Annotated in this window: 11 protein-coding genes; 4 read left to right on the top strand and 7 right to left on the bottom strand. The window is 44.0% G+C overall.

Going from position 1 to position 11647, the window contains the following annotated elements:
* Nucleotides 1-13: 13 nt before the first annotated feature.
* Together ACZIX4_RS06245 and yiaA are read right to left on the bottom strand one after the other, a co-directional pair.
* A complete protein-coding gene (locus ACZIX4_RS06245) occupies nt 14-1087 on the bottom strand; it encodes a hypothetical protein (protein ID WP_463334756.1) in 1074 nt (357 codons plus the stop codon).
* 86 nt (nt 1088-1173) lie between these two features.
* A complete protein-coding gene (gene yiaA / locus ACZIX4_RS06240) occupies nt 1174-1650 on the bottom strand; it encodes an inner membrane protein YiaA (RefSeq protein WP_463334755.1) in 477 nt (158 codons plus the stop codon).
* 138 nt (nt 1651-1788) lie between these two features.
* On the opposite strand from yiaA, the gene ACZIX4_RS06235 reads away from it, so the two are divergent.
* Entirely contained in the window at nt 1789-3273 is a 1485-nt protein-coding gene (locus tag ACZIX4_RS06235; RefSeq protein WP_463334754.1) for a hypothetical protein, read from the top strand.
* Nucleotides 3274-3410: 137 nt separating this feature from the next.
* Here the strand turns inward: ACZIX4_RS06235 and ACZIX4_RS06230 are convergent, their stop codons facing one another.
* The 4 genes from ACZIX4_RS06230 to ACZIX4_RS06215 all read right to left on the bottom strand — a co-directional run bounded on the left by ACZIX4_RS06230 (nt 3411) and on the right by ACZIX4_RS06215 (nt 8812).
* On the bottom strand, nt 3411-3899 hold the full coding sequence (locus ACZIX4_RS06230) for a copper resistance protein NlpE (RefSeq protein ID WP_463334753.1): 489 nt from the start codon (nt 3897-3899) through the stop codon (nt 3411-3413).
* A 197-nt stretch (nt 3900-4096) separates the two neighbouring features.
* A complete protein-coding gene (locus tag ACZIX4_RS06225; RefSeq protein WP_463334752.1) occupies nt 4097-5482 on the bottom strand; it encodes a serine hydrolase in 1386 nt (461 codons plus the stop codon).
* 52 nt (nt 5483-5534) lie between these two features.
* Nucleotides 5535-7580 (bottom strand): site-specific recombinase, encoded by a 2046-nt coding sequence (locus tag ACZIX4_RS06220; protein WP_463334751.1) that lies wholly within the window; start codon nt 7578-7580, stop codon nt 5535-5537.
* A 95-nt stretch (nt 7581-7675) separates the two neighbouring features.
* On the bottom strand, nt 7676-8812 hold the full coding sequence (locus tag ACZIX4_RS06215; RefSeq protein ID WP_463334750.1) for a hypothetical protein: 1137 nt from the start codon (nt 8810-8812) through the stop codon (nt 7676-7678).
* An 85-nt stretch (nt 8813-8897) separates the two neighbouring features.
* On the opposite strand from ACZIX4_RS06215, the gene ACZIX4_RS06210 reads away from it, so the two are divergent.
* Genes ACZIX4_RS06210 through ACZIX4_RS06200 form a run of 3 tightly spaced genes read left to right on the top strand, consistent with a single transcriptional unit; the run spans nt 8898 to nt 10648 of the window.
* On the top strand, nt 8898-9368 hold the full coding sequence (locus ACZIX4_RS06210) for a CYTH domain-containing protein (protein WP_463334749.1): 471 nt from the start codon (nt 8898-8900) through the stop codon (nt 9366-9368).
* Entirely contained in the window at nt 9359-10339 is a 981-nt protein-coding gene (locus ACZIX4_RS06205) for a YpdA family putative bacillithiol disulfide reductase (RefSeq protein WP_463334748.1), read from the top strand. Before ACZIX4_RS06210 ends, ACZIX4_RS06205 begins: the two co-directional genes overlap by 10 nt.
* A 21-nt stretch (nt 10340-10360) precedes the next feature.
* Entirely contained in the window at nt 10361-10648 is a 288-nt protein-coding gene (locus ACZIX4_RS06200; RefSeq protein ID WP_463334747.1) for a hypothetical protein, read from the top strand.
* A gap of 3 nt (nt 10649-10651) precedes the next feature.
* On the opposite strand, the gene ACZIX4_RS06195 is transcribed toward ACZIX4_RS06200, so the two are convergent.
* Nucleotides 10652-11641, bottom strand: coding sequence for a TerC/Alx family metal homeostasis membrane protein (locus ACZIX4_RS06195; RefSeq protein ID WP_463334746.1), 990 nt, complete (start codon nt 11639-11641; stop codon nt 10652-10654).
* Nucleotides 11642-11647 lie beyond the last annotated feature (6 nt).

The following is an 11647-nucleotide window of genomic DNA, read 5'->3' as shown; positions in this document are numbered from 1 at the left end:
GAGCATTAAGAGGCTAAAACTTTCCGCGAACCCGAAGTTCTGTACCGATATAAATCAAATTTTCAGTTTCAATGGTTGAAGCTACATACGGCTTTATATAATCGCCGTAAAAATTATATTGTAACGTATTCAGGTCAACTACCATTGTTTTGTACCGGTCATCATAAATACCGCAGAAATAATACTGGTCAGATATATAAACTTCTGAATTCCCTTCCTGAAGATGGTACCGTTTGCTCTTGTCTAATGAAGACCTGCCGCACTGTACTTCAAAAAGCAGCTTTTCTGTTCCGTCGCTACTTTTTGCATATATATTACAATCCTGATAATCAGGATGACCTATCCATATATGATTGTTATACAGCCTTTGTTCAAATTTTAAGCTTGCATAAATTGTATCGGTAGTTTTTAACCCGCTTTTATCATCTTTGAAAATTGGGGTTATAAGCCCGGATTCCGGTTCAACCTTTTTAAACTGCCACGCATCATGTAAATTGTCATAAGCCGTGTAATAAAATGACTCGTGGGTGCCCAAGTAACAATCCCATGATTTTTCTAAAAAATCGTATGCCGTTGTCATGTTTCCGTTACTCAAATCTATTTTTACCAATGTAGAGCCACTTGCATCAAAATAGAATGAACCCGGCCCCCTCTTCTTTAAGTATAAATATCCGGAATCAGGACTCCACTGAAACTGTTTGCTCCAGGTACTTTCATATTGGTGCTTTTTATGCTTTCTCTGTGAATCTTCAAATGCAAATATTTTATTCCCAACTGAGTCTATTACATCGAGGCCTGCTTCATGAAAGAGCAACACATACCTTGAGTCAGGTGATACCGAAACCTTGTTTTCATAAAAACGTTCGCTTACAGTTCCTTCCCATATGGGTTTGTCTAATTTAATTTGCCCGTCAGCAGAATAATACAATTTATTCTGAACATAGTAGTAAACAGGATGACTTGTATGAACCCTGAGGTTTTCGGTAGGATTAGCATTTATTATCTTGGTTGGTTGCGCATTACACGAACAAAATAGTGCAAGTGAAAGCAACCCATATATAAAAACAATGGTTCTATTTTGTAACATAACTGTATGGCTTTGGTTTTGTTAATTCCCGAAAAATAAAAGGCCCCGCAACGCATTGCTGCAACTACGGGGCCACCGCTAAGGCGTTATATATTTTGAGCATCTATAAGTTGTGCGTCGCGGGTATTTTTCTGTACGGCTATGGCAGAGAATACACTCAGGGTGAATGACATCCCGTAGAAGCCTTTTTCGCTCAGCGCCAGGTCAGCATTCCACAAGCCAACAACAAGCAGTACCAGACAGGCTATAGTGGCAAACCAGCTTATACCATAGTACAGGTCGGTTACAGGCAGTCCTTCGGCTTTGTCCCTTACGCTTTTCTGTACTGATATTACAGCAAACAAACCAAACAGCAGTATGGTAAAGTAATAGCCTTTTTCGTTTAGCTCCATGGTGGCATTCCATAAGCCTACACAGTAGCCTACTACACCCACAAGCAGTGCTGCCCATGATGCGCCTATGAATGCACCGGTAGGTTTCATAGGGTTGCGGTCGTTTGTGCCTTTGTCTTTTTTAGGGGTTGTTGTGTTTTCGTTTACATCAAATGTTCTTAGCGGTTCCATAATTTTAAAAATTGTTTTGGTTATTATTTCTGAAGCAAATGTAGGCTGCCTGTGCTGCCCCGGAAAGCTAATATATAAATAAAACTGACGATATAATTTTTTATTTTATATTTGATATGTTCTATTTTACATTGATATATGAATGCAATACCGGAGATAGTATCATTAATGAATGAAGATGATAAAAGGGATTTTAATAGTTTCCTGCGTAAAAAGAATAAGCGGGAAGATGTAAAGAACACCCGATTGTTCAAACTCATAGAAACTGACGATATAATCAGTGCAAAAAAAATATATAAAGGCCAAAATAATAACGATGCCTACCATGCATTGCGAAAAAGGCTGCACGATAGCCTGGTGCAGTTCATGGCAAACCGCACCTTTGAAACCTCTACCGGCGAGGCCCACGAGGTACTTCGCCTGCTGGTAGTGAGCCGCTTTTTCCTGGAACACAGCCTTACCAAAACCGCTTTTAAGTGCCTTGCCAAAGCCGAAGCGCGTGCATTGCCACTGGAACAGTTCAGCTTACTGAATGAGATTTACCTTACCCGCATACAGTACGCGCACCTTAACCCCACGGAGGATCTTGCACAATTGGTTGCTAAATTCCGGCACAACCAGGTACAGATGCAGCGCGAAGCCCAGCTGAACATTGGCTATGCATTGCTGCGTAAAGAGCTGCATGAGATACACCTGAAAGGCAAGGTAGTCGATTTCCGTACATTTGTTATGGGAACTATTAAACAACTGGGCGTATCGCTTAACGAGGTGCTTACGTACAAGTCGCTTTACCAGATGTTATTCATTGCCAACGAATACGCCACCATGAACCATAACTTTACATTAGTGGAACCTTTTGTAAAACGCAGTTATGAGTTTATCGAAGCGAAGAAAGACAGTGGTGAAGGGCAACTGTTTTACCATATTTATGTGATTTACTTTTTGGCAAACATCAACTTCAGGAACCACCGCTTTGGCGAAAGCCAAAAGTACCTCAACAGCATGGGTACGCTGATGCAGAAACAGGGCAGCCGCTACCACAGCCGCTTTTACCTGAGACACCAACTGCTTACGGCACTGAACCTGCATTTTAGCGGGCAACCCGAAGCGGCTTTGGCCTTAGCCGAAAAAGCCCTGAAAAGCGCCACTAAAAAAGCCGCCCCAGAAGATGTGAACGACCTGCGTGCCTGTATAACCATGTTCCTGGTACAGCACCGTAACCGTGCTGCACTGAAGTATATGGCACAGTTTACCCACACCGATGCCTGGTACGAAAAGAAATTAGGAATGCTATGGACGATACGCAAATCATTACTGGAGATACTGATGCACGCCCAGTTTGATAATGAGGAACTGGCATTGGCGCGATTAAAAAGCTTTAAGCGTCGTTATAAAAAATACCTTGAAGAAGTACGCGAGCAACGCGTTATGGAATTTGCCTTAATGGTAGAGCGCTGCATACTAAAGCCCGAAATGGTACAGCACCCTGATTTTAAATCCGGCATTCTGAGCATAATGAATCCTGCTATAAAAGAGGATATTTTTGTAATAAGCTTTTTGGGTTGGCTCATTGCCCAAGCAGAAAAGAAAACCCCGTATGAGGCTGCTTTAGGGTTGTTGTAGTTTTTAGTCACAATAAGTCGTTTAGTGCATTCAGCTGGTGCGAGCCTCCGGCTCGTATCCTAAAACGGGCAACGAGCCAGAGGCTCGCGCCAGCAAAGTAGAGTAGTAAGTTCTAGTTGGCAAACTATATAAAAAATCTACAAAACCTTATGTAAAAAATACCGTGCGGCAGGCCCTCCTTTTTCCCTGTCGCCAAACTTGTCCAGCTTAATAATCATGCTGTCTTTTTCCACCACAAGGAATTTCAGGTGGTCGCCTTCGGCATCAAGGGTTACTATACTTTTAGCATTGTCAAGGTTGTACGTGCCGTTATATACCGTAGGCTTCTTTTCCTTTCCCAGATACTGCGAAGACAACGTATACGATTTATCCTTGTGTAGCGAAATGCGGGTTAGTATACCCTTGCAGTCGCCACAGGGCAGGCTGCCGGCGTAGTTGCCGTACCATGCACCTGTGGTGGCTACAGTGTCTACCGTTATGGTATCTGCGGGTTTTACGGTGTCCAGGCCGTCACTGCTGGGCAGCGTACCCTGCTCCTGCTGCTCTACGCTGGGTGTGGGCTTTTCATCCTTGCACGAGGCCAGCATAAGGGGCAGCGCTAATAGTAATATGCTTATCTTTCTCATGGCATTACTGTTTAGTATTATAAAGTTAGCCAATGAAAAATTGCCCCGCTGCCAAATAAGTCTTAAAAAGCGGTTTTAGTCCCGGCTCATTAAGCTAAATAATACCTACAAGGTCTTAGAGACCTTGCAGGAAAACCATGCGTGTAAATTCCGTCCCAACACCTGTGTTTTAAAAACCTTGTAGGTTTATAAATTGATTACTGCACCTTTTGCGCAGGCATTTCTCTGCCATTTTGCTTTAGGGTAACTTTTGTTACGGTGCCTTTGTCGTCTTTTTCAAAAACCAGTACAGCCTCTACTATCCTAAGGAAAAACTGGTTTTCACCCTCAGGGTAAATCTCAAATTTATCTTGGCCCGGCAGTTGGGTATACAGTTGGCCACTGGTGTAGGTTATTTGCATGTTGTAACCCGGCGCCAGCGCATAAGTCCCCACAAAAGGCGTTAGCTGCCCTTCGGTTAAGGTGATTTCCTTGTGCTTTTCGTGCACGGGCTTGTTGTAAAGGAAATTGCGGATAGTATTCATCGGCGGCCCTTGGCTTACTTCATTATTTTGCAGGATGATGATGGTTTTATCGTTATCCAGCTGACGTTCTATAAAGGTGGCATAACCCGGCCAGCCCCCACTGTGGTTGGCTATTTTGCCAAAGTCAGCTGAAGTACCCGTAGCCCAGCCAAAACCGTAATTGGTCTTTTCATCATTTGGCAATACCGGCGGGGTAAATATCAGTTCTTTAGATTCTTTGGTGGCAAGCTTATCAGTATATAACGCACGGTCCCATTTCAGCAGGTCGCCAGTGGTGGAGTTTACTGTACCATCGCCCACTATACCATCAAGGTACCACACCACTCGGTATTCGGGCAGGTCTTCGGGTAATGCCTTTTTATGGTTTTTGTCATACACATAACCGTAAGCGTAATTTTCCACTTTCTTAGGCGAAAACCTTCGGGCGTATACAAACGTACGCTCCATTTTCAGTGGCTTGAAGATATTTTCCTCAAGGAATTTCACATAGCTCTTACCTGAAACCTTTTCTATAACCGAAGCCAGCAAGGCATAACCCGTATTGCTATACTCAAATTTGGCTCCCGGTTCAAAAACAGCGGCAGGTTTTTCTTTGGCAAGAAGGGAAATCATGTCCTTGTTTGTCCATATTTTAGTAGTATCACCCTTTTGCTGTATAAGTTCCATATAATCGGGAAGGCCACCGGTATGGTTCAGCAGCTGGCGTATGGTAACACCTTTATAGAAACCCAGTTCGGGGATGTATTTTTCCAGCTTATCGTCATATTGCAGCTTGCCTTTTTGCTGAAGCAAAACTATACCCATAGCCGTAAACTGTTTGGAAACCGAAGCCAGCTCAAATATGCTGTTTTTGTCTAATGGCAATTTGGTAACCTCATCCCTAAGGCCAAAGCTTTTTTCGTAGATAACATTCCCTTTTTCGGCAACGAGTATGTTTCCGTTAAAACGCCCTTTGGCATAAAGCGACGAAATAAGGCTGTCTATTTTTTGTACGCGGGCATCCTGGGCAGTGGCTACAAAGCCAAATGCCAGCAGCAGTATGAGTAAACGCTGTTTCATGATAATGGTTTTGGTGTTAACGGTTAGGCGTTGAAATCACCAAAACGTTACATTAAGCCTCTTTCTTTTTTTCCCTGCTTGGGAAGAAAAACGACATCGGCTTGCGTTTAAAGTATTTCCAGATGGCGCGCCCTACTGCCCAAAACTCGGTAAGGGGGATGTTCCGCGAACGGAACGCCAGCGTCATGCTCAGGCTGAAGCTTACCAGGAAGTTTACCATACCTATAAGCACTATACCGGCACATGCCCATATAATCATGGCGGTGCTTATGTTGTAGTTGGCCCCATAGAGCGCTATGGCAAGGTTACCGCTGGCAAAGGTAATGTGGCGGATGTCCAGGTTAAGCCCAAGGAATATACCTATAGATGCCGTGCTGCCCATAAACACCCCAAACCAGAAGTTACTTACTATACCCGCCCATTTGCGTTCGTACCAACCCGCCATTTTCTGGGCACGGGTACGCCCGAAAGTTTTTTTAAGCAACGGGTGTTCGGCAATGCGGTAGTACATGTGCCTAAACTTATCCCTATTTGCCACACTCCCCGCTATAATCCCCGAAAGGAAAAGGAATATACCCGCTATCGCCGCATGTAACAACGCAAGCGAATGTATAGGGCTGAGGTCAGTTGCGAGTGTATACCATTTGGTGACAGCTATGTTGTAGTCGAAAATCAGGTCGATAAGCCAGATGCCCAGCCATGCTACGGGAAATGCCACCAACACGTTGCCCACAAAAGCAATGAACTGCGACCGGAATACCCTCGCAAAGAACGACGCAAACGCCTGGTGCCTTTCATCGGTACCCAGCTCGTTGTTTTTGCGGTCGCGTTCCAGCGCACGGATGAGTGCGGTGGCCGTCATGGCGGGCTGTTTGGTAGCAAGCGTAAAGCCCAACACATATATGGCGATAAAGCCAAAGGCATAGTTAAGGCTGTAGAAAAACGCATGCCCGAAGATACTGGTATCTATTTTGCCCAACATCACCTTGATGATACATAGTATGCCCACGATGATACCGCCCCCCGATGCCGCCCACAGCATCCGGAAGTATTCTCCTATAGTTTTGGTAATATAGTGTTCGCCGGTATTTGCGGTGTGCTGGGTAACCTCATAGGATATAAGCTGGGTACTTTCGCCCACCAGGCCGCGTATGTTGTTTTTTATACAGTTGTACGTAATCAGGTTTACCGATAGCCGTATGGTATCGCAACGGGCTTCGTCGGGTTCAGATATGGCAAGCAGTGGCAGCAATACCTCCAGGCGGGCAAGCTGCTGGCGCATGCGCAGCAGGTTTTGGTTTACGCGGAGCGATATGCCGTATTTACCACTGTTTTTAAAGGCCGTATCTACATAATCGCGGCACTGGTGCAACAGCACCATTATCTGCCTAAAGCCCATATCGTCAGGCGAAACGTAGTTTTTCTGCTCCTCCAGCAATCGTTCTGTAAGCAGGCTGAACTCCTTTTGTATGGCAAGGAAAGGGCTTTCCAGGTTCTCGTATTCGGGTACCATCTGCATTACGTCGGTTTCCAGCGCACGGCCGCCTATGCGGTGTATGAGTACCTTCATGGCAAAGATAAGCTCGGTAAGCGGGCTGTTGGCCTCATCTGAAACGTAAAGCGACCAAAACCCAAGGGCATCAAACAGGGCATCCTGCTGCTCTTTGGGTATTTTATCTATCCATACCGGGTCGGTTTTCAGGTAAAACACCTGGTTCAGTATGTACTCAAGCGAGTCCTTCAGCGGCTGGTCCGGGATTATTTTGCTGAGCAGCCTTTTCTTTACTTCGAAAAAGAAATCAGAATCGGTAAGGATGCCGGCATCGGTAAGTATACGGCTGAATTTTTTGTGTTTGATAAGCCCTTTTATGTAAAACGACAGGCCTTTGCGGTAACGCTCATTGCTTTCCAGTATGTCTAAAAGCGGCTGCAGGTTTACCTCGGCTGTGCGCTCGGGATGGCGCGGGCGTATCAGGGCCACAAACTCCACAAGCAGGTCTACTTCTTCGGCTTTGTACTCCCACAGGTTATTTTCGTCGAAATTGTGTTTAAAAAAATCTTCGAAGGAGTATATAGCTTTCGTTTTCCTGAACTTCATGGGCTTTTTCGGGTTAAGGAACGTAAATGTACAAATCTATCCTTTATGCCGTGCCGTTTGTGGGAAATTTAGTATTTGGTTAAGAGGTGTAGGGGTTATTTCTTATCCTGTAATTGCAGCAACCAGTATGCCCAGCGGTTTTGGAGTTTTTTGAGATCGGCATCAGTGGAATACATAGATACCGAACCAAAATATTCACCGGTAACTACTTTAAGCAGGTGATTTGCACGCCCTGCTATTTTAAAAAGGTCGTCATTTGCCATGCCACCATGCCCATAAAACTTCAAGTCCCCGGATTGAATCCTTTCCCAGATAATCAAGTCTGCTGTATTCACCAAACCTATCTCCTTTTTATTTGTAATGCGCTTTATAAGTTCCGGGATCATGACTTCATAATTGTATGCAATCCAGTATTCTGCATTAAAAATATGGCCGTATTCTTTGTCAGAATCAATGTAAGCCAAAACTTGGGAAGGCTTCAGAGAAGCAGTTGTTATTTTTAGACGCTCAAACTCCGATTTTTGTTCTTCAATAGCGGAATGCATTTTTGCAGGTAGTTTTTGATAAAGCGGTATCTTAAGTTGTGATAATTTTATGTTATGTGTCTTACTATAATTATCTGCTTCAAGGTGTATCAGGCTGTCTTCTATAGTAAATAGCTTTTCGTACCAAAGACTGTCACTTTCATTTATTACTGTTAAGTGTTCTTTCATCTTATAATTGTAATAATCAGCATTATTACGAAACTCTAAATCATCATAGGCTTTTAAAATATAATTAAATCCAAATTTTTGAGTATAATGTATTTTCTGATTCCAGTTATATAAAAGCGTATCTTCAGTGACCAACTGTATTTTATTATCCTGAATATCTTTAAGTGCTGTCGCTTCGGAATATGCGTAAATTTTAGGTTTCAGATTTAAATTTATCTCTAATTTATCTCCGTTACCAGTATGTAGTATAGTATCAACGGAATAATGATCATCAAAATATGTCTTAAGTTTTACTCTTGTGTTTTTTGGTAACTCTTCGTTAAAGTTGCCTGCACTATCTGCATAAGTAGATATCCATTCTGAATCTGGTGTATCGGGAAAATCAAAATAAATACTACAATTAAAAGGCTTGATAGATTGAACATTTCCTGTTATATGCCCTGTAAGTTTAATATATCCGGCCTTCTGGGCGTAAAGAGAAAAGGAAAATAAACAAAAAAAGCAAACTAAGTTTTTCATAATCGTCAGGTTGGTAATTATGATTAAATATACGGAAAAACACTCCTGTTTATTGTGTAAATTGCCACTGCAATATCTCACAATCATGACAGAAACCGAACGCAAGTTCCTTATCCTTGCAGACGACTATAAAACAACGGCTTTCGCCCAAAAACGCATTACACAGGGGTACCTTTCGTCGCACCCCGACCGTACCGTGCGCGTACGCATTAAAGGCGACAAAGGCTTCCTTACCATAAAAGGCCGTGGCAACGAAAGCGGCACTACCCGTTTTGAATGGGAAAAGGAAATCCCCGTTACCGAAGCCGAGCAGCTTTTTGCCCTGTGCGAACCGGGTGCCATAGATAAAATCCGTTATGAGTTAAAAGCGGGTGAGCATACCTATGAGGTGGACGAGTTTTTGGGTGATAACGCCGGGCTTGTCATTGCCGAAATAGAGCTGGCCAACGAGCACGAAGCCTTTATAAAACCCTCGTGGCTGGGCGAAGAAGTAACCGGGCAGGAACGCTACTACAACGCCTACCTGAGCCGCAACCCATACAGTACATGGAAGTAAAATATGACATCATAATAATAGGCGGCGGACCTATAGGTATGGCCTGCGCCATTGCTGCCAAACGCAAAGGCCTGCGCTACCTCATCCTGGAAAAGGGCGCGCTGGTAAACAGCCTGTTTAACTATCCGCTGTACATGACGTTTTTCAGTACGGCAGAGCGGCTGGAAATAGGCTATGTACCCTTCAGCTGCATTGCCCCGAAACCCGGCCGCCAGGAAGCGCTGGAATATTACCGTAACATACAGAAGCATTTTAAACTGAACATCAACCTGTTTGAAAAAGTGACTTCGGTACAAAAACAGGAAGATGGTTTGTTCACTATAGTTTCTGATAAGGCAAACTACACTGCCGAAAATGTGGTGATAGCTACCGGCTTTTACGACATACCGGTGTATATGGGCATCCCCGGTGAAAACCTTCCGCATGTACGCCATTACTACAAGGAGGCACACGAGTATGCTTTCCGAAAGATTGTGGTGGTAGGTGCCAATAACAGCAGCGTAGATGCCGCACTGGAATGTTGGCACAAGGGTGCTGAGGTAACTATGGTTATCCGTAAAGGTGAAATTAACGACCGTGTAAAATACTGGATTAAACCCGATATAGAAAACCGTATTGCCGAAGGCAGCATTAAAGCACATTTCCGTAGCAGCATTACCGAAATCCGCGAGAAAGAAGTGGAAGTGCTTACGCCTGATGGCCCTGTAACCATTGAGACCGATTTTGTATTGGCGCTTACGGGTTACCGCCCGGATATTGATTTTTTAACCCGTTGCGGAATAGCCGTAAGCAACGACAACCTGTGCATACCACAATACAATCCCGATACCATGGAAACCAATGCACCCGGCCTGTACCTTGCGGGTGTGGTGTGCGGTGGCATGGAAACCCATAAGTGGTTTATAGAAAACAGCCGCGTACATGCGGATATGATTGTGAATAATATTGTAAGCGTAAGGGAATCGGATTAGAAAATAAAACCAACCAAGCCAATGAAAAAGACAATCCTCCTGTCTGCTGCTTTAATAGCAGTAAATCTGCTATATGCGCTGCTTATTCTGCCTTACGGTCAAAGCACTGCTAACAGCCATACAAACTTAGGTCCATTTTTGGGCATTGTTTCCTATTTTGCAGCTATTGTTTGGGTACTTATTGCAGTGTTGAAATTTTTAGACAGGAAAAGCCTTTTATTGCTTGCTTTAGCAATCGCATTAAGCATGGTAGCTTGGGGATATAAGCTACAACATCTATACTGTCTTGGATGTGCCAAAAGCGGATAAAATTTACGCCTCCTTTTTCTTAAAAACCAGCGAAGCAATAACCGAAAGCAGTAGTACCCCACACACTACCGCAAGCGATACCGGCGACGATATATGTACAAACGGGCTGATAAGCATTTTGGTACCGATAAACGCCAGTATAATAGCCAAGCCATAGTGCAGCTTGCTGAACATGTACATGAAGTTGGCCAACAGGAAATACAGTGCCCTTAGCCCAAGTATGGCAAATATATTACTGGTGTACAGTATCAGCGGGTCTTTTGGGGCAATGGCAAAAATGGCCGGGATGCTGTCTACCGCGAAGATAAGGTCGGTAAATTCTATAACGGCTACCACTACCAGTAGTGGCGTGGCAAGGCGTTTCCCATTTTCTATAGTGAAAAAGTTGCCGCTTTCGTAACTGTCGGTTACATTAAAAAAGCGGTGTACCAGGCGAGCGCCCGGGCTTTTGGAAAAGTCTTTGTTTTCGTCCTCGTCGTCATGGGCGCCCCATGATTTTATACCGGCCACAATAAGGAAAACACCAAAAATGGTAAGCACGGCATTTATCTTTACGCTTTCGCCAAAAATGTTCATGGCAGGCAGGTAGGTGAGATTAATCAACTCTACACCCGTAAAAATGAATATGGCACGGAATACCAGCGCACCGATAATCCCCCAGAATAATACTTTGTGGTGCAGGTGCTTCGGCACATTAAAAAACCCGAACACCATAATAAAAACAAACAGGTTATCTACAGAAAGGGCTTTTTCTATCCAGTACGCACTTTGAAATTTGGCAAACGTATCAAAGCCCATGGTATAGTACAGCACCCCGCTGAACAACATGCTCAGGGTTATCCACACCACGCTCCACGTCAGGGCTTCCTTATTGCTTACCTCATGGGTTTTTCGGTTAAAAACCCCCAAATCCAGAAGTAGCATAACAATCACCGTAATACCGAAAATGGCCAGTACAGCAGGGTGTTTTATCAGGTGGTCGTCATTATTCATGGTATA

It is taken from the genome of Flavobacterium niveum, from assembly GCF_055231775.1.
This window is presented reverse-complemented; position numbering and strand designations above follow the sequence as displayed.